Annotated in this window: 18 protein-coding genes; 11 read left to right on the top strand and 7 right to left on the bottom strand. The window is 55.5% G+C overall.

Annotated features, from left to right (window positions below):
- Positions 1-35: 35 nt before the first annotated feature.
- The 4 genes from eptB to C813_RS23845 all read right to left on the bottom strand — a co-directional run bounded on the left by eptB (position 36) and on the right by C813_RS23845 (position 4,617).
- Positions 36-1,718 (bottom strand): kdo(2)-lipid A phosphoethanolamine 7''-transferase, encoded by a 1,683-nt coding sequence (gene eptB, locus C813_RS23860; RefSeq protein WP_017458242.1) that lies wholly within the window; start codon positions 1,716-1,718, stop codon positions 36-38.
- A gap of 215 nt (positions 1,719-1,933) precedes the next feature.
- Positions 1,934-2,365: an organic hydroperoxide resistance protein gene (locus tag C813_RS23855; RefSeq protein ID WP_017458241.1), complete on the bottom strand. Its 432-nt coding sequence runs from the start codon at positions 2,363-2,365 to the stop codon at positions 1,934-1,936.
- A gap of 115 nt (positions 2,366-2,480) precedes the next feature.
- Positions 2,481-3,683 carry an L-lactate MFS transporter gene (locus C813_RS23850; RefSeq protein WP_017458240.1) on the bottom strand — a complete coding sequence of 401 codons (1,203 nt, stop codon included), beginning with the start codon at positions 3,681-3,683 and terminating at the stop codon, positions 2,481-2,483.
- Between the two features lie 244 nt (positions 3,684-3,927).
- Positions 3,928-4,617 (bottom strand): autotransporter domain-containing protein, encoded by a 690-nt coding sequence (locus tag C813_RS23845; RefSeq protein ID WP_017458239.1) that lies wholly within the window; start codon positions 4,615-4,617, stop codon positions 3,928-3,930.
- 148 nt (positions 4,618-4,765) lie between these two features.
- On the opposite strand from C813_RS23845, the gene tag reads away from it, so the two are divergent.
- Both tag and C813_RS23835 read left to right on the top strand, forming a co-directional pair.
- On the top strand, positions 4,766-5,344 hold the full coding sequence (gene tag, locus C813_RS23840; RefSeq protein WP_017458238.1) for a DNA-3-methyladenine glycosylase I: 579 nt from the start codon (positions 4,766-4,768) through the stop codon (positions 5,342-5,344).
- A complete protein-coding gene (locus tag C813_RS23835) occupies positions 5,325-5,771 on the top strand; it encodes an N-acetyltransferase (protein ID WP_017458237.1) in 447 nt (148 codons plus the stop codon). Before tag ends, C813_RS23835 begins: the two co-directional genes overlap by 20 nt.
- On the opposite strand, the gene C813_RS23830 is transcribed toward C813_RS23835, so the two are convergent.
- Complete coding sequence (locus C813_RS23830) at positions 5,734-8,013, bottom strand: molybdopterin guanine dinucleotide-containing S/N-oxide reductase (protein ID WP_238593066.1); 2,280 nt, start codon at positions 8,011-8,013, stop codon at positions 5,734-5,736. The two genes, C813_RS23835 and C813_RS23830, sit on opposite strands and share 38 nt — an antisense overlap.
- A gap of 241 nt (positions 8,014-8,254) precedes the next feature.
- On the opposite strand from C813_RS23830, the gene C813_RS23825 reads away from it, so the two are divergent.
- The 5 genes from C813_RS23825 to ghrB all read left to right on the top strand — a co-directional run bounded on the left by C813_RS23825 (position 8,255) and on the right by ghrB (position 13,419).
- Positions 8,255-9,271, top strand: coding sequence for a LacI family DNA-binding transcriptional regulator (locus C813_RS23825; RefSeq protein WP_017458235.1), 1,017 nt, complete (start codon positions 8,255-8,257; stop codon positions 9,269-9,271).
- A gap of 112 nt (positions 9,272-9,383) precedes the next feature.
- Positions 9,384-10,145 carry a sugar phosphate isomerase/epimerase family protein gene (locus tag C813_RS23820; protein ID WP_017458234.1) on the top strand — a complete coding sequence of 254 codons (762 nt, stop codon included), beginning with the start codon at positions 9,384-9,386 and terminating at the stop codon, positions 10,143-10,145.
- A complete protein-coding gene (locus C813_RS23815) occupies positions 10,138-11,079 on the top strand; it encodes a sugar kinase (protein WP_017458233.1) in 942 nt (313 codons plus the stop codon). The genes C813_RS23820 and C813_RS23815 overlap by 8 nt, the downstream gene beginning before the upstream one ends.
- Positions 11,080-11,158: 79 nt before the next feature.
- Entirely contained in the window at positions 11,159-12,448 is a 1,290-nt protein-coding gene (locus C813_RS23810) for an MFS transporter (RefSeq protein ID WP_017458232.1), read from the top strand.
- A complete protein-coding gene (ghrB, locus tag C813_RS23805; protein WP_017458231.1) occupies positions 12,445-13,419 on the top strand; it encodes a glyoxylate/hydroxypyruvate reductase GhrB in 975 nt (324 codons plus the stop codon). The genes C813_RS23810 and ghrB overlap by 4 nt, the downstream gene beginning before the upstream one ends.
- Before the next feature lie 57 nt (positions 13,420-13,476).
- Here ghrB and C813_RS23800 read toward each other — a convergent pair whose 3' ends face one another.
- Positions 13,477-14,190 (bottom strand): DUF3053 domain-containing protein, encoded by a 714-nt coding sequence (locus C813_RS23800; protein WP_017458230.1) that lies wholly within the window; start codon positions 14,188-14,190, stop codon positions 13,477-13,479.
- Positions 14,191-14,580: 390 nt separating this feature from the next.
- Here C813_RS23800 and C813_RS23795 point away from each other — a divergent pair, with 390 nt between their 5' ends.
- A complete protein-coding gene (locus tag C813_RS23795; protein ID WP_017458229.1) occupies positions 14,581-14,874 on the top strand; it encodes an HTH-type transcriptional regulator in 294 nt (97 codons plus the stop codon).
- A gap of 45 nt (positions 14,875-14,919) precedes the next feature.
- Here C813_RS23795 and C813_RS23790 read toward each other — a convergent pair whose 3' ends face one another.
- Positions 14,920-16,539 carry an ABC-F family ATP-binding cassette domain-containing protein gene (locus C813_RS23790; protein ID WP_017458228.1) on the bottom strand — a complete coding sequence of 540 codons (1,620 nt, stop codon included), beginning with the start codon at positions 16,537-16,539 and terminating at the stop codon, positions 14,920-14,922.
- Between the two features lie 413 nt (positions 16,540-16,952).
- Here C813_RS23790 and C813_RS23785 point away from each other — a divergent pair, with 413 nt between their 5' ends.
- Genes C813_RS23785 through C813_RS23775 form a run of 3 tightly spaced genes read left to right on the top strand, consistent with a single transcriptional unit; the run spans position 16,953 to position 18,936 of the window.
- Complete coding sequence (locus C813_RS23785; RefSeq protein WP_017458227.1) at positions 16,953-17,324, top strand: response regulator; 372 nt, start codon at positions 16,953-16,955, stop codon at positions 17,322-17,324.
- Positions 17,321-17,962 (top strand): chemotaxis protein CheC, encoded by a 642-nt coding sequence (locus C813_RS23780; protein WP_017458226.1) that lies wholly within the window; start codon positions 17,321-17,323, stop codon positions 17,960-17,962. The genes C813_RS23785 and C813_RS23780 overlap by 4 nt, the downstream gene beginning before the upstream one ends.
- 2 nt (positions 17,963-17,964) lie before the next feature.
- A complete protein-coding gene (locus tag C813_RS23775) occupies positions 17,965-18,936 on the top strand; it encodes a GGDEF domain-containing protein (protein WP_017458225.1) in 972 nt (323 codons plus the stop codon).
- Positions 18,937-18,978: the final 42 nt, after the last annotated feature.

Genomic DNA, 18,978 nt, shown 5'->3' with positions numbered 1-18,978 from the left:
AAGCTAACTGACTGGTGATAAAGCCAGCAAGCGGCTTATTTCGCCGCCTGTGACGGCAAATGGCACCAGTTGTTGTTCTCATTAATCCCGCCATTCGGCGAGGTATAGCCCAGGCATCCCATGATGGTGTCATACAGCTCAACATGGCGGCGCGGCGTTTTAAATGCAGCCTGCTGCTTAAGCTGCGCGAACATTTGCGCTTTCTGCGGATCCTGCAAATATTTGTCCGACATCCAGACCATCATCGGCACGCGAAATTGCTCCGGTGGCGCCATTTTGCGTGGTGTACCGTGCAGATGCTCTTTCTCATTGATCGACTCACCATGATCGGCCGCATAGAACACAATCGCTTTGCGATCGCGTACCTTATCAATCACCGTATCGATAAAGTTGTCCACATACGTTACCGAGTTATCGAAGGAGTTAATCAGCTCTTCCTTACTGCACTTATCATCCACGCTGACACACTCTGGCGTCCACTTCGCAAAGCTGCGCGGATAGCGCTGCGTGTAGTTAAAGTGCGAGCCTTTAGTATGCATAATAATCAAGCGTTTACCGGGAGTGTCTTTATCCAGAGAAGCCTGCATCTCATTAATCAGCAGCATATCATCGACGTTTTTGCCACGGTTGCGCGGCTCAGCGCCAATCTGCTCACGGTACGCTATGTTGTCGGCCATGGTGTTGCTGTAGAACCACATCTCGCTCTGCATAGCATACAAATCGCTGGAAAAGCCGAGCTGTTTCAGTACCGCAAAGACGTTTTGCTCTTTCAGCGTGCGCTGCGGGTTATCATCCGCCCCCCCCTCACGCACAAACATACAGCGCAGAGAGAGTTTGGTCGCGGTATCACAGGAGTAACCACGGAACGCCACCAGGTTTTTCTCCTGCGCCAGTTTCGGCGTGGTATCACGGGAATAGCCCAGCATCCCCATATGATCCCAGCGCGTGGTCTCGCCGATGATAAACACCACCATGGTGTCATCGATATCTTTCGGCGCGACATAGGTAAATTTTTTCGCCGGGTTGATCAGCGATTTGTAATCGGACGATTCATCCACCTGCGCCCAGGCGTACAAGCCCAGCGCTGAAAGCCAGTTCGACGGCAGATAAGAGTTTGCCACCACGCCGCCGTAGCTCGGCATATCGACACCGGACGTCCGCTCCGAGTTTTTCTGCTGCAAATCAAGCAGGCGAATCGGTCCCCAGACCATTAAACCGGCCAGCAGCACGATGCTCACGCTGCGAATGCGCGCGCCCGGCGTACTCAACTGGCGGAGCAATGTGTCACGACAGCGGTTACTCCAGATAGAAAGCAACGGCAGCGCGCTGACTAGCACTACCCAAACGATAAGCTGCCAGCCCACCACCTCTTTGGAGAGATCGATATCCGTGGTCATCACCGAGGCGATAATGCCGTAACCAATCACCACGTTGAGAAACGTCATGTAATAGCTGGCGGCGGCGGAGAAAATAACCACCAGCGACGCCAGCACACGCCAAACCCGGCGGCCCAGCAGCGACAAAAGGCGGAGCAAAAAGAAGGTGACCAGCACCGTACCAATAAGCTCAACAACCGCAGAGAGTCCTTTCAAAACGGTGAACGCTTGTGCGTAACCGTCGAATCGACGGTAGAACACAGCGCTATTCATAAACAGACCGATATATATCGCCAGCAGGAAGCTCAGCTTCTGCTGCGTCATCGCTTTGATAAAAGTCATGCAAGCAACTCTGAAGGAAGAAAAAAACACCTGGCGAGCGTTATTCGCTAACGTCCGCAGGGTGATAAGTCGCGCAGGAAGTTTTTCCCGGAAACACCTAAAGCGCGCTAAGTAGACCATAGCGGCGGGAAAAAGTGTCATGAGGAAGTGCTAACCGGCCATATATTTACAAAAAAATATGGCCGGGATCAGAAAACCTTTACAGAGATGGGCTATCAGGAGGTGATCACGTTGAGCTTCACATCAATATTGCCGCGGGTCGCATTCGAATACGGACAAACGATGTGCGCTTTCTGCACCAGCGCTTCCGCTTCCTGGTGATCCATGCCTGGCAGGTGAATATCCAGCTGCGCTTCAATACCAAAACCGGTCGGCAACGGGCCAATGCCTACCTGTCCTTCAATGTAAGCTTCCTGCGGCACTTTCTTTTTCTCTACCGACGCAACATGTTTCAGCGCTCCAAGGAAACAGGCGGAGTAACCTGCGGCAAAAAGCTGCTCCGGGTTGGTCACTTCACCGCCCGCGCCACCCATCTCTTTTGGCACGCCCAGTTTGACATCCAGCACGCCATCAGAGGAGGTTGCACGGCCATCACGGCCCCCGGTTGCTTTCGCTTTCGCACGATAAACCACTTTTTCTAAAGACATTTGAGACTCCTTTAGTAGGTAGAACCTGACCAATAAGGATAGTCGCTCTGGCGGGAGTGTGCGGCAGATACAGAAAAACCGCCGACATTGCGGCGGTTTCTGCACAATTTTACTTTCAGGCGTGCGCTTCTTTGTAAACCCGGCGTTGTGGCTGGCGAATGGTGGTAGAGAGCGCCAGAGAAACAATCAGCAGGGCGAAGATAACGCAGAAGGTGACATAGAAGCCGCCAAACAGCGAAGCAATAATCGACCCGCAGATACTGCCGATACCGAAGCCCAGATAAATCACACCGTAGTTTTTCGCCAGATTGTTCAGGCCGAAGAACTCGCTCACCAGCGACGGGAACACGGTGAGATTACCGCCAAAGTTAAACGCTACGCAGGCGATAGCGGCGAAAAAGGTCATGGCATTCAGCGGTGCGAACAACAGCGCCGCCATACCGACCAGCGAAATAATCTGACCCAGCGTAATCACACGAATACGGGAAATTTTGTCAGACAGCATGCCCAGCACCAGACGACCGCTCAGGTTAGCAATCGCAATCACGGTCACTGCACCTGCCGCCGTCACCGCATCCAAATGCACCATGCCCTGCGCGATATCTTTTGCCACGCCAATCACATACAGGCCGCTCATGCAGGAGGTCAGGAACATTACAGCGAGCATCCAGTACTGCGGTTTACGCATGGATTGCGCCAGCGTGAAGTCGTTTTCTACTACGCCGTTTACCGTGGTTACTTTTTGCAGCGGCGCATCGGTCATCAGCATCGCGCCAAAAACAATCATCACCAGCACAATCGCGCCCCAGATCATAAAGGTACTTTCCAGGCCGACGGTGGCTAACAGATGGCTGTCGATAAATTTAAAACCCAGGCTGCCAAGGCCGTAAGAACCGATGGAGAACGCGGAGATCAGCCCTTTGCGCTCCGGGAACCACTTCACGCAGTTGGAAAGCGTCAGCAAATAACCTGCGCCGTCTGCCAGACCAACCAACACACCGGCGCTCAGCCACAGCATCAGCAGGTTGCTGGAGTGCGCTGTAAGGAAGAAACCCAGCCCCAGCAGCACACCGGAAGCGATGGTGACGCGTTTTACACCAAAACGTTCCTGTAATTTCCCGGCGACAGAAGAGGCCAGCGCCAGACCGAGGCTCAGCAGACCAAACGAGAACGCCACCTGGCTTACTGGTTCATCCAGTTTTTCCGAAAGCGAGCTATTAAACAGGCTCCAGGTATAAACAGATCCTAATGCAAACTGCGTAATAATGGTGCCGAACAGTGTCAGCCAGCGAGTGCGATTAGCAGATGGTGTATTCATGGCAGTCGTCCTGCAAAGAAAAAGAGAAGGAGTTCACTGCCGACAACAATAACGAAGCGCATTTCACGCCTGGCGAAAAAAGGCATGAAATGCGCGTCAGAAGGAATGAAATGCACCTAAGCGGGAATGAATGGCACCGGCATCACTTCATGCGCCGAATTTTAAATGTGAGTTAGTACATACTATCTCGATAAATCGCGCGGTGATTGTTTCTCAAGTGTAAAAAGTTTGTTTTAAATAGCGATCAGAATCGCGCGCTTACGCCCATGCTATAAAGATAATTTTGCCCAAAGGTGGCATTTTCCGACTGCGACATTGCCGCGTAAGCCGCCAGATGTGGATTCAGCAGCATGTCTGCGCCGAGTGTCACATCCATCCAGTTGCCGTATTGGTTGGCGGCGGTTAAGCGGTAAAGCCCGGACTGGCTCTTCCAGACATTTTCGCCAAATTGCTGGTTGAAACTGACTTGCGCCCACGGGCGAAGATCGCCAAAGCGGCTATCCACGCGCCAGCCGAGCGAGCTCACGCTGGCGTGCCACAGCGGATCGCTGTACTGCATGGTGGTCGCACTGTCGCCAAATTCGTTATACATTGAGGTCATTGAGCCATCGTAATGCCACACCGCAACCGGGCCGGTAGTCACGCTGCTCGCCAGCGGAATATTCAGGCCAATGCTCATGGTACTGATGGAGTCCAGCGGGGTTTCATCGGGCAGGTTAAACGCCACGCCGGGCAAGTTTTGCGTCGAGCGGATGCGCTCTTCAAGAATGTCGTTATAGCGCGGCTGCCGATCGCTATCCCAGGTGTAGCGTTCGGCGGTCACATTCAGTTTGTCGCTGCCACTGTATTCTTGTTGCCAGGCCGCTACCGTCTGGCAAAAAAGCAGACAAGCAGGCAGCAGCACCAGCGAAAGACCACTGCGGTTTATTTTCATCAAGTTGCGACTCCAGAGAAGAGCCGAATTCGGCGTAATTGTTATCGTTGTTTGTTAGGGTCAAGACCCTTTAATAAATATTGTCTTTCCGGGGTGCGCGTCAAGACAGGCAGAGGTTTATTTTACATATCACAGACGGAGTAAGGATATGCAGCGTTGTGGTTGGGTTACTCAGGATCCGCTTTATCTCGCTTACCATGATACCGAGTGGGGTGTTGCGCAAAAGGACGGGAAAAAGCTGTTCGAGATGATCTGCCTCGAGGGGCAACAAGCGGGGTTATCGTGGATTACCGTTTTGAAAAAAAGGGAAAACTACCGCAAAGCTTTCCACCAGTTTGAGCCTGAACGCGTCGCGGCAATGACCGCCGAAGAGGTAGAAATATTGCTGCAGGACGCCGGTATTATTCGTCATCGCGGCAAGATTGAAGCCATCATCGGCAACGCCCGCGCCTACCTGGCGATGGCGCAAAACGGCGAGCCATTTTCAGAATTTGTCTGGGGTTTTGTTGATAACATCCCGCAACTCACTCAGGCCGCCACGCTTGCGGAAATCCCCACCTCCACTCCGGCGTCAGATGCGTTATCAAAAGCGCTGAAAAAACGCGGCTTCAAATTTGTCGGCACCACCATTTGCTACTCATTTATGCAGGCGTGCGGGCTGGTCAACGACCATATTACCGGCTGTTTCTGTCACCCCGGAGGAAAACATGATCCGCGCGTGGCATAGCAAGGATCTGTCGCCGTTGCTCACGCTGTGGATGGAGAGCACAAGCTTTGCCCATCCGTTTATTGATGTGCGCTACTGGCAGGACAGCGAAGCGCTGGTGCGCGACGCGTATCTGCCGGTGGCAAAAACCTGGGTCTGGGAAGAGAACGGCGAGCTGCAAGGCTTTATCAGTGTGATGGACGCGCAGTTTATCGGGGCGCTGTTTGTGCGCCCCGCCGCCATTGGTCGCGGCATTGGCAAAGCGCTGATGGATCACGCCAAACAGCGCTTTAACTGGCTAAGCCTTGAGGTGTATCAGAAAAACGTGCGGGCAGTGAATTTCTACCATGCTCAGGGCTTTCGTATCGAAGATAGCGCCTGGCAGGAAGAAACCCGCCACCCGACGTGGATCATGAACTGGCAGGCGGATCAAACGCCGTTAGCGTAAGCGCCGGCCCCTGATATTTCTCTACCCACGCCAGCGCCGTATTTCCGGCGCAACCATTGCCCAGCCGTGAGCTGGGCAGATCTTTGGTGAGCACATTGACCGCGCCGTTTTTACAGATGCCGCCCGCAGCAGGGTCCAGATCCGGCCACGCGCCTTCGTGAATGCAAATCACGCCAGGTTTAATCCCGTCAGTCACCACCGCGCCCGCCAGCACCTGCCCGCGTTGGTTCCACACGCGCACCACATCACCCGCAACAATCCCGCGCGCTTTCGCATCAGCAGGATGCAGCGTGACAGGTTCGCGACCAGCAACGGCATACGCTTCCCGTAAGCGGGAATAGTTAAGCTGGCTGTGCAGGCGATGCGCCGGATGCGCAGACAACACCTGTAACTGCTGCGGTTGTGCGTTGCCGTGCCATTCATCCGGCTCCAGCCACATCGGGTGCGGCGGACAATCGGCATAACCGAAGCTGTTAATCCGCTCGGAGAAAATTTCGATTTTTCCGCTCGGCGTTTTCAACGGGTTAGCTTGCGGATCGCGACGGAAATCCGCAAAGCGAACGAAGCGCGCATGCTGCTCACTCTCCGGCATTTCAATAAGCTGGTTCGCCTGCCAGAATTCTGCAAACGGCGGCAGCGTCACTTGCTGGCTGGCTCCGCGCTCGGCAGCGATGTTGTAAAACGTCTCCAGCCATTGCAGGTCGTTTTTGCCTTCGGTAAAACGCTCGCGGCCGCCCGCTTCCCAGCGTTCGCTCAGCTCAGCAAATACCTCCCAGTCATCGCGCGCTTCATATTGCGGCGCGACCACGCGCTTCATCGGCACAAGGTGCTGGTTGCTGTAATCACCGGTCATGGTGAGATCGTTACGCTCAAACGAGGTGGTTGCTGGCAGCACGATATCCGCGTGTTTCGCCGCCGCTGTCCAGAAGCATTCGGAAATCACCACCAGCTCCGGTTTTTGCCAGGCGCGAATAAGGCGGTTGGTATCCTGATGATGGGTAAAGTTTGCGCCGCCCGCCCACCAGACAAAGCGAATATCCGGGAAGTGCCTGTCCATACCGTTGTGCTGATACGGCGCACCGGGGTTTTCCAGCGCTTCGACAATGCGCGCAACGGGGATTTTATCCACCGCATCAACACCGTCTTTCACCGTGCCCTGCATTGAGGCCAGCACCGCTGCGCGGCGCGTTGGGTTGCCGCCATTGGCGAAATGGTAAGAGAGGCCAAAACCGCCGCCGGGTGTGCCGATTTGTCCCAGCATGGCCGCCAGCGTTACCAGCATCCAGTGCTTTTGCTCGCCGAACTGCTGGCGCTGCATTCCCCAGCCGGACATCAAGATGGTGGTGTTTTCGTGGAAAAGTGCTGCCAGTTCGCGGATTTTGTTGGCAGTAATGCCGCAAATCTCTGCCGCCCACTCGGCGGTTTTTGCCACGCCGTCACGCTCACCGGTCAGGTAGGCAGAGAACGTGTCGAACCCGACAGTGCAGCGGGAGAGGAAATCCTCATCCTGCCAGCCATTTTCCACCAGCGTATGCGCAATACCGAGCATCAGCGCGACATCGGTTCCCATATGCGGCGCAATCCACTCCATGCTGTCGCCAAAGAAATCAACGGTTTCCGAACGCATCGGATCGATGCAGATCACCCGCTTGCCGCTTTTGCGCAGCGCGTCGAAATAAGGAATGCCCTGCTCGTCGCTGGCATTCCAGGCAATTTTCAGCGTATTGAGCGGGTTAGCGCTCCACAGCACCACCACATCGCTATGCTCAAGAATAAGCGGCCAACTCGTCTGCTGCTGATACACTTCGTTGCCGCCAACGACATGCGGCATGATCGCCTGCGCCGCGCCGGTGGAGTAATCGCCGAGATGCCCGGTGTACCCTCCGGCAAGGCTCATGTAGCGTTGCAACAAGGTCGCAGCTTTGTGCAGCACGCCGTTGGAGCGCCAGCCATAAGAACCTGCGAAAATCGACGAGGGGCCATACGTGTCGCGAATACGCTGGTGCTGCTGGTGAATCAGCGTCAGCGCCTCATCCCAGCTCACGCGCACGAACTCATCCTGCCCGCGTACACCCTGCGGCCTGGAAGGCGAAGCGAGAAAACCTTTACGCACCATCGGATAGCGCACGCGCGTTGGGCTATGGACCTGATCCTGCACAACGGTTTGCAGTGAGTTGGGGTGACGCGTCGGCAGCGCACCGCGCGAAGCGAGCACGTTTTCGCCGTCGGTGTCGACCAGCATCGGCCCCCAGTGGGCAGCCGTGAGAACAGTTTTGATTGCAGAGTTTGCCAACGCGCGCTCCTGGATAGATTGCAGGTGGTGTCGATTTTGTTTTGCGCTCTATCATCCACAGCGGCAGCGCGATAGCAAAGAATTAAACGTCATTACGCTCACACTGCGGGTGATAAGCCTCGCTTAGTGCTTGATTGCGCGCTATTTCGCGCTAAGGTGTGGGCAACCATTCACGGCGAGGGAAGCAATCATGGCGAAAACGGCGCGGCCAACCATCAGCGATGTCGCGAAAGCGGCAAAAACGGGAAAAACCAGTATTTCACGCTACCTGAATGGTGAAAAACATCTGCTTTCCGCCGCGCTGCTGGCACGTATCGAGCAGGCGGTGGCCGATCTCGACTATCGTCCAAGCCTGATGGCGCGTGGGTTAAAGCGCGGTCGTACCCGCCTGATTGGCCTGATCATCGCCGATATCACCAATCCTTACTCTGTGCATGTGCTGAGCGGCATTGAAGCCGCCTGTCGCGAAAAAGGGTTCACGCCGCTGGTGTGTAACACCAACAACGAAGTGGATCAGGAGCTGCATTATCTCGACTTGCTGCGCAGTTATCAGGTGGAAGGCATTGTGGTTAACGCCGTAGGGATGCGTGAAGAGGGGCTAAACCGCCTGCAACAATCCTCGCTGCCGATGGTGCTGATTGACCGCAAAATCCCCGATTTCGCCTGCGATGTAGTCGGGCTGGATAACACCCAGGCTGCCACCACCGCCACCGAGCACCTGATTGAACAGGGTTTTGAAGCGCTATTGTTCCTGAGTGAACCACTGGGCTCGGTGAATACTCGCCGCGAGCGCCTGGCCGCCTTTCGCGCAACGCTTGCCCGTTATCCCGGCATGGTGGCGGAAAACGCGGAAATTGTGCTGCATGAGGCCGCGCAACTCGATAATACCCTGCGCCAGTTCCACGCCAGCCACCGGGGCATGCGCAAAGCCGTGATCTCCGCCAACGGCGCACTCACCCTGCAAGTGGCGCGCTCACTAAAACGCATCGGTCTGAACTGGGGCAGCGATATTGGCCTGCTCGGTTTTGACGAGCTGGAGTGGGCGGAGCTGGCAGGCGTTGGCATTACCACCCTCAAACAACCAACCTGGCAAATCGGCTTTGCCGCCGTCGAGCAAGTCGTGCGGCGCATTGAAGGACACAGCGACACCGTTCGTGAACAGGTTTTTTCCGGCGAACTGATCGTTCGCGGTTCTACAGCGCGTTAAATAACCTTCGTGATGACGATCATACTTCCGGCACAGCGATCTTTTCTTTGGAACCGGTTCCATCTAGCGTTAAAGACATACGAAAGCGAGAAAATCGCCCGGGAGTCGGACAATGCAGAGAAAAATTATCGTCGTCACCGCCGCTTACGGCCACACGCAAATCGAGGCGCTGGGCGGGCAAATTGCCCTGCTGCCGATTATCGCCAAAGCCGGAGCCGACGGCGTTGAGATCCGCCGCGAACTGTTAAGCGAAGAAGCGTTAGCCCATCTGGCCTCACTGGCCTTCGCCATCGACCTGCACAATCTGCAAGTCTGTTATTCGGCACCGGAAGCGCTGTTCGAAGCGGATGGCGAACTGAACCCGCTCTTACCGGCCTTGCTGGCAGAAGCGCAAACGCTGAAAGCCCAGTGGTTAAAACTCTCGCTCGGGCACTTCCGCCATAACGCTGCACTGGAAACGCTGCGCGACTGGCTGGCGACCAGCCCGGTGCCGCTGGTGGTGGAAAACGACCAGACCACTTGCGGCAAACTCGCGCCAATGCTGCGCTTTAAAGCCGTCTGCCACACGCTTGCCTTGCCGGTGAGCCTGACCTTCGACACCGGTAACTGGCTGTGGGTTGGCGAAACGCCTGAAAACGCCGCACGCCAGCTTGCGCCTGCGGTCAGTTATATCCATGTCAAAGCCGCCGTGACACATGGCGACAGTTTCCGCGCCGTACCGCCGGACACTGCCGATGCCCGTTGGCTGGCGCTGCTGAATAACTTACCTGCCGATGCGCCGCGTGGTATCGAATTCCCGCTCGAGGGCGAGGATCTGACCGCCGTTACCCGTCATTACGTTAATTTGTTACGCGAGGAGCCCCATCATGCATAAACCGCTGGATGTCATTACGATTGGCGAAGCGATGGCGATGTTTGTCGCCAGCGAAACCGGCGATCTGGCTGATGCCGGGCAGTTTATCAAGCGGGCGGCAGGCGCAGAGCTGAATGTCGCCACAGGGCTGGCGCGCCTGGGTTTGCAGGTCAGTTGGGTAAGCCGCGTCGGCGATGATAGCTTCGGGCGCTTTATCCTCAATACGCTGCGTAAAGAAAATATCAGTACCGCCGGCGTGACGCTCGACGGGCGTTATGCCACCGGCTTTCAACTGAAATCGAAAGCCGAAAATGGAACCGATCCCATCGTGGAATATTTCCGTAAAGGCTCGGCGGGCAGCCACCTTTCGACAGACGATTTTCACGCGGCGCTGTTTAACGAAGCCCGCCATTTACACCTCAGCGGTGTGGCGGCGGCGCTGTCCGCCTCCTCTTACGCGCTGCTGGAACATGCTGCACAAAGCATGAAAGCGCAGGGCAAAACCATCTCGTTTGACCCTAATCTGCGACCGGTGCTGTGGAAAAGCGAAGCGGAGATGGTGGAAAAACTCAACCGCCTCGCCTTCCAGGCCGACTGGGTTCTGCCAGGGTTGAAAGAGGGGTTCATCCTGACGGGCGAAAACACACCGGAAGGGATTGCCGATTTCTATCTGCAACGCGGTGTAAAAGCGGTGGTGATCAAAACCGGTGCCGATGGCGCATGGTTTAAAACCGCCAGCGGAAAACAGGGCGCCGTTGCGCCAGTAAAAGTGGAGAACGTCGTCGATACGGTCGGTGCCGGGGATGGCTTCGCCGTGGGTGTAATAAGCGCCCTGCTGGAAGGCAAAACCATGCCGGAAGCGGTGCGCCGCGGTAACGCCATCGGCGCGCTGGCTATCCAGGTGCCGGGCGACAGCGAAGGATTGCCAACCCGTGCGGAGCTGGGCGCGCTGTAACGCCCCCGCCGCCAAACATGATTTACCGCACTGTACCCTACAAACAGGCGGTTACCACCTCAACCACAGAGGCAACCTTATGAACGCTACAAATTCAACAAAACGCTGGCTGTATATCATGCCGATCGTGTTCATTACCTACAGCCTGGCCTATCTCGATCGCGCCAACTTTAGCTTTGCTTCCGCTGCCGGGATTAACGACGATTTAGGCATCACCAAAGGCGTTTCCTCGCTGTTAGGCGCGCTGTTCTTTCTTGGCTACTTCTTTTTCCAGATCCCAGGTGCGGTGTACGCCGAACGCCGCAGCGTACGTAAGCTGATCTTTATCTGCCTGATCCTGTGGGGCGGTTGCGCGTCGTTAACCGGCATGGTGAGTAATATCCCAATGCTTGCCGCCATTCGTTTTATCCTCGGCGTGGTGGAAGCCGCCGTGATGCCCGCGATGCTTATCTATATCAGTAACTGGTTTACCAAATCCGAACGTTCACGCGCCAATACATTCCTGATCCTCGGTAACCCGGTGACCGTGCTGTGGATGTCGGTGGTGTCCGGTTATTTGATTCAGTCCTTTGGCTGGCGCGAAATGTTTATCATCGAGGGCGTTCCGGCGGTGATTTGGGCGTTCTGCTGGTGGGTGCTGGTAAAAGATAAACCCGCGCAGGTGAACTGGCTGTCGGACAGTGAGAAAACCGCGCTGCAAACCCAGCTTGATAAAGAACAACAGGGCATTAAAGCAGTGCGCAACTACAGCGAAGCCTTCCGCTCACGCAATGTGGTGCTGTTATGCCTGCAATATTTCGCCTGGAGTATTGGTGTCTATGGTTTTGTTCTGTGGCTGCCGTCGATTATTCGCAGCGGCGGTGAAAACCTGGGTATGGTTGAAGTCGGCTGGCTCTCCGCCGTGCCTTACCTGGCGGCGACGCTGGCGATGCTTCTGGCTTCATGGGCATCCGACAAGCTGCAAAACCGTAAACTCTTCGTCTGGCCGCTGCTGCTGATTGGCGCGTTTGCCTTTATCGGCTCGTGGGCGGTTGGGGCAAATCATTTCTGGGTTTCTTACTCATTATTGGTGGTTGCTGGCGCGGCGATGTACGCCCCTTATGGGCCTTTCTTCGCCATTATTCCTGAAATGCTGCCGCGCAACGTCGCCGGTGGGGCAATGGCGCTCATCAACAGTATGGGCGCGCTGGGCTCTTTCTGCGGCTCCTGGGTGGTGGGTTATCTCAACGGCGCCACCGGCAGCCCGGCGGCTTCGTACATTTTCATGGGGGTGGCGCTTTTCGCCTCCGTGTGGCTTACTTTAATTGTTAAGCCTGCTAACAATAAGCAGATCCCGGCAGGCGCACCATCACAAGGGAGAACCGCATGAAGCCATCCATCATCCTGTACAAAGCCTTGCCCGATGATTTGCTGCAACGTCTGGAAACGCATTTCACCGTGACTCGCGTGGCGAACCTGAAACCGGAAACGGTGGCGCAACACGCTGGAGCCTTTGCCAGCGCGCAAGGGTTGCTGGGTTCCAGCGAAAAAGTGGACAGCGAACTGCTGGAGAAAATGCCGCAGCTACGCGCCACGTCGACTATCTCGGTAGGCTATGACAACTTTGATGTGGATGCGCTGAACGCGCGTAAAATCCTGCTGATGCACACCCCGACCGTGCTGACGGAAACGGTCGCCGATACCATGATGGCACTGGTACTGAGCAGCGCGCGCCGGGTGGTGGAAGTGGCTGAGCGGGTGAAAGCGGGCGAATGGACATCCGGCATTGGCGCTGACTGGTTTGGTATTGATGTGCACCATAAAACGCTGGGTATTATCGGCATGGGGCGCATCGGCCTTGCGCTGGCCCAGCGCGCGCACTTCGGTTTCGGCATGCCGATTCTTTACAACGCGCGTCGCCACCACACCGAGGCGGAAGAACGCTTTCAGGCTCGCTATTGCGATTTAGACACGCTGCTGAAAGAGTCCGATTTCGTCTGCCTGGTGCTACCGCTGACGGACGAGACGCATCACCTGATCGGCAAGGCACAGTTTGAGATGATGAAAAAATCGGCCATCTTTATCAACGCCGGGCGCGGCCCGGTGGTTGATGAAGCGGCGCTGATCGAGGCGCTGAAAAACGGCGAGATCCACGCCGCCGGGCTGGATGTCTTTGAACAAGAACCGCTGCCGGTTGATTCGCCATTGCTGTCTCTGCCCAATGTTGTGGCGCTGCCGCACATCGGTTCTGCAACACATGAAACACGCTACAACATGGCGGAGTGCGCGGTAGATAACCTGATCGACGCGCTGAACGGCAAGGTTGAGAAAAACTGCGTCAACCCGCAAGTAGCGAACTAATGCAAAGCGCAATAAAAAAGAGGCGAACATGTCGCCTCTTTTTTTGCCTGCACCAGATTACTGCTGTGTGGCAGCGACGGTTGCCGTCCAGGCCTGGTTGAACGCCTGATGCTGCGCCGCCAGCGGCGCAATCAGCGCGTTATACTGACTGGCCTGTTGCGACGTCGGGAACTGAATGCCGTTGGCAACAAAGCTCACCTGCGTGTCCTGTTGAGCAATAAAATCACCCACCTGAACCAGTTGCTGGGTAAATACCTGCGCCGCCGGGATCAACGGTTGCAACGCATTTGCCGGATTAGTGACCACTTTGGTAAACACCTGATCGTAAATCGGTTTCAGATCGTCAGCCTGCTTTAACGCGGCATGCGACGCATCGGCCTGCATTTTTGCGTTTTGCAGTTGCTGGCTCAGCACGCCCAGCGAACCATTAGCCTGGCGAAGCGGTTCACGCTGCGTCATATAATCCTGCGGCACGCGGATAGCATTAACGCTGTCCACCACCGGACGCAGACCGGAGTCCATCGCCTGGTTAACCTGCTGGGAATAGCCATAAATCACGGCATAATCAGAGACAAACGGGCCAAACTGTTTTTTCTGATCCGCCGTCAGCGCAGGCAGTCGTTCGCTGCTGCGCATGGCCGTATTTTGCAGGAAATCGATAAACGCCTTGCGCTGATCGCCCTCTTTGTCAAAACACCCACTCAGGCTTACTACCATTAATAACGCCGCAAGAGACGCGAACCAGCGAGAGCAGGACTTTCCTGTCGCCATTTTGTTACTCCTTTCACCCATAAAAGCGCATACCGGCACACGCGTGCCTGAAGGCTTACAAGGATAGTCCAGGTCTGCTTCGCAAGATACCCCTTCAATGCATTCTTAAACGCGCGAAACCGACCTGGCATGAAATTTTCCGCGAATCGGTACAGATTATTCTTAATCGAAAATTCTGCTGAAGGTTTACAAAAATATACTGAATAAATACAGCCTGAGAGTAATCAAGCAATTAAGCGATATTCCACTGTCAAAAGGTGCATCTCAACTGCAGCAAAACGTTTCGACGCATAAATAATCACTGGCGCAACCACCACACCAGGAATTTTCACGACTATTCTTAATGAGCTGTATCACGATCCCGCTGTGTGATTTTACGAGGAGTGCTCGATGGAATATAAAGATCCAGAATTTGAGCTGCTAAGCAGCCTGGAACAAATTGTTTTTAAAAAAGACGTAACGCAGCCGGTAACCCTGAGCAAAAAGCCGAATTTCTTTAGTGACTTTGAACAATTGCGACGTGGAACCGGGCTTAAAATTGATGACTTCGCTCGTGCCATGGGAGTCTCAGTATCGATGGTGCATGAATGGGAATCACAACGAATAAAACCCACTGCCACCGAGATGAAACTGATGCGTCTGATTCATGCGAACCCAACGCTCAGTAAGCAGTTAATTGAATAAATAGTGATGGTAGAACCCCCGCTAATCCGGGGGTTAATGTCGACCTTACTCCGCTTCGCAGTACCAGCCCTCTTCCCGCCATACCAGACTGTGCGTAAGCGTTAATCCCTGAAGAAATGACGCATCGTGAGACACGACCAGCATCGCGCCAGGAAATGTCGCCAGCGCCGCTTCAATCGCCTGCGTTGACGCCAGATCGAGGTGGTTCGTCGGCTCATCCAGCAGCAGCAACTGCGTGGCATCGCGCCGCCACAGTACGCACGCCAGCGCCGCTTTTAAACGCTCCCCGCCGCTCAGCGCCGCCAGCGGTAACACTACTTTATCTGCCCCCAGTTGCAGTTGCGCCAGCCGGGTGCGCAGCACCCCCTCCTCCATCGGCGTATCGCCAGCATTGAGATGCGCCAGCACCGACAGCGAGAGATCGAGCTGCGATAAGTGCTGATCAAGGTACGCGCAGGTAACCGCGCGCTGATACAGACCGGCGCGGGGAGCCAGCTCGCCGAGGATCACTTTCAGTAGCGTCGATTTACCGCAACCATTCGGCCCGCGCACCGCTACGCGCATTGGGCCATCCATACGCCAGTTAAGCGGAGGAAGCGCCACGTGCGGCAGCAGCAGATTTTCCATCACCAGCACCTGCTTACCGTCGGGAAGGTGGCTGCCGGGCAGCGTAAACAGCACCGGCATCTCCTCTTCCACCCGTTCACGCGCCTGGTTAACGGCGGTATTAAGCGCCTCATTCTGGTCGCGGTGCTGCTTGCGCCAGCTATCGGGCCGCTCTTTCGCCGCGTTTTTGTATTTCACGCGTTCAAACGAGGCGATATTTAACGAATCGACGGTTCGCAGCGTCTGCGCCGAGCGCCGCTGGCTGGCATCATGCTCTTTTTGCATCCTGCTGCGGGTACGACGACGCTCGTTGGCGGCGTGTTCAAGCATTGCCCGCGCGGCTTGCTGTTCTGCATCGCGCTGGCGCTGGTAGTCGTCATAATTGCCGCCATAACTGCGCAACCCACTGGGCGTGAGTTCAAGAATGCGCGGCATCAGCGCCAGTAGCTCGCGATCGTGACTCGCCACCAACGCACCGCCGTTTCGCTGCGCCAGCTGTGCGTAAAACCACTCGCGCCCCTGCCTGTCGAGGTGGTTGGTCGGTTCATCCAGCAGCAAATAATCCGTACTGGCGATAAACGCACTGCATAACAGTGCCCGCACGCGCTCGCCGCCACTCAGGCTCATGGCCGGTCTGTACGGGTCGAAAGTGGGAAGTCTGGCGTCAGAAAAAGCCGCTGCCAGGCGTTCCGGCAGATCCCAGTAGCCTTCAAGTTTGTCGAGATCGTCGGGCTGGTAAGCGGCCTGTTCGACACGCTCGCGGGCCGCGAAAACACCTGTGTAACCCAGCAGTTCCGCAAGCGTGGTATGCGCAGAAACCGCGTGCTGCTGTGCAACATACGTATGCGTGCCGAAGCGTTCGATATGTCCGCTGGCAGGTATGGCTAACCCGGCAAGCAGACGGAGTAATTGCGTTTTGCCCACGCCATTGCGCCCCACCAGACCGCACAGCGACGGTTCAAGGGAGAGGGTAAGCGGGCCAAAAAGCGTATCGCCCGTCGCAAACTGACAGGTGAGCTGATGCAAAATAAAAGCGGGGATCTGGGCGCAATGAGCCATAAGCACTCCTGAATGAAATCAATACATCCCCTGCCAACGCCTGCGCGTTTAGCAAGGATCCGAGTTCATCAGTCGTGTTTGTTCATTTTCAGAGGGTGCTCCGGTGAGACGAGAGATTCGTCGGGGCAAAGAATAGTCGCATCATCGCCCCTCTTCAAGATTAAATTTTCACCATCTCGTCATAAAGAGGCTAATCATTTGCATGTTATTGCCGATGAATATGGTGACTTAACTAAAAGTAGCAGGCCGTGCGTGTAAACCGGGAAGAGAATTTCACAAAGGAAACAACGAAACAGCGCGTTATGTGAAAACACAACGATGCTGAGGCGTTAAGCCGCATTCATCAGGAAAGAGATCCACCCCGGGCGCTTTACATTGTCCTTTTCAGGCAATGAATCACCAGACGAGAATGAATGATGTCGAAATATATCCTGATTGTCGATGACAGCCGCCTGTCACGCATGATTTCACGCCAGTATGTGCTCAGCCTGCATAAGGACTGGGAAATCGACGAAGCCGGAACGGGCGAAGAGGCGATCGAACTGGCATCGGCGCACACACCTTATGCGATTTTGCTGGATGTAAACATGCCGGGTATTGGCGGCATGGAAACCGCGTCGCGCATCCGCCAGACGCACCCTGGCACGCATATCATTCTGCTCACCGCCAACGTTCAGCACTCCATCCAAACCGCTGCGCAAGCGCTCGGTCTCGGCTTTCTGCCAAAACCGCTGAAAGAGCCGCAACTCCACGCGGTGTTGAACAGCCTGGAGGCACATCCATGAGTGAATTGCCGGATATCAGCGAAATTGAAACCGACAGCCTGATGGAGATCTTCAACATTGGCGTTGGTCAGGCCGCCGCCGCGATGAGCAATATCGTCAATGAAGAAGTGCGTATGTCAGTGCCGACGATCCGCTTTACGCCGCGCTCTGAAGCCGCTGAAGAGCTGGGAGCGGGCATAGCATTATTCGGCATTAGCCAGCACTATCAGGGCGCTTATGCCACCGAAGCGATTTTGATGTTTCCGGAAGCCGCCAGTTTTGAAATTGTGCGCATGATGGTGGGTGACCTGATCCCCGCGCATGAGTTGGGCGAGATGGAACGCGAAGCGATGAGCGAAATCGGCAATATTGTGCTCAACGCCTGTGTCGGGACGCTGGCCAATATGTTCCAGCAAGAGCTGCAAGGTTCGCTGCCCGTCGTTCGCGTGGGCAGCAGCCAGCAGATCCTCAATCCAAATAAAGATGACAACGACCCGCTGGTGATGATGCTGCGCATCGATTTTGCGCTTGAGCGCCAGCAAATTCAGGGATACCTCGCCTTTATCCTTGATATGTCCGCGCTGCGCGACTTACGCGAACAGATCCGGCTTTATATCAGCCGCTTAGAAACCGGCAGTGTTCCAGATGGAATGCATTGAAAATGAAAGATAAGTTGTTGTTTGACGCCTTTTCATCCTTAAGCCTCGGTGTGATCATTGTTGATGCACACTACCGTATCGCCCTGTGGAACGCGTGGTTAGAAACGCACACCGGGCGTGCGGCCTGCGATACGGTTGGCGAGGATTTTTTTAGCGTATTCCCCGACCTGGCGTATCACCGTGTCGGCGATGCGATTCGTCAGGCTATTGGCCACAATTTATCTGCCCTGCTTTCGCAATCTTTGCACCGTTCGCCCTTCCCGCTCTACACCGAACCTTCACGCCCTGGCGCGCGCCTGAGCCAGGCGGTCACCATTGTGCCGTTAGGCGATGCGGAACGTTATTGCCTGATTCAGATAGTCGATGTTACCGCCGCCGTGCGCCGCGAATCCCTACTGCGTGACCAGGCGCATGAGCTTTTATCACAATCGCTGTCAGATGGGCTGACCGGTGTGGGTAACCGCCGTTATTTCGACCTTTGTATTGAGCGTGAATGGCGCGCCAGCAAGCGCAATAACAAGCCGCTGTCGCTGCTGTTGATTGATGTTGATTACTTCAAACTTTATAACGACTGCAATGGCCACCAGCGCGGTGACGAGTGCTTGCAGCAAATCGCCACCGCGATGCGTAGCGCGCTGAAAAACCCTGCTGATGTCCTGTTCCGTTACGGCGGGGAAGAATTCTGCACCCTGTTACCGGAAACCCGCTGCGCCGATGCCGTTGAGCTTGCCGAGAAACTGCGCACCAGCGTACAGTTGCTGGATTTGCCCCACGCCAGTTCTCCAGGTGGTATCGTTAGCGTCAGTATTGGCATCGCCAGCCTCTGTCAGAAAAGCCACTCAGAGTACGGGCAGCTTATCCAGGGCGCCGATAATGCGTTGTATGAAGCCAAGCGCGCAGGCCGTAACAACGTTCGCGTCAACGCCACGTTTACGCCGTTCGTCCCTTACCCCGGTGAGCAAAACAGGCCGTAGCCCTGACGCCAGACATAAAAAAACCCGCCGCAGCGGGTTTTT

The organism is Kosakonia sacchari SP1 (assembly GCF_000300455.3).
In the GTDB taxonomy this organism is placed as follows: Bacteria; Pseudomonadota; Gammaproteobacteria; order Enterobacterales; family Enterobacteriaceae; genus Kosakonia; species Kosakonia sacchari.
The sequence above is the reverse complement of the archived record's forward strand: the minus strand, read 5'-3'. Positions and strand labels throughout refer to the sequence as shown.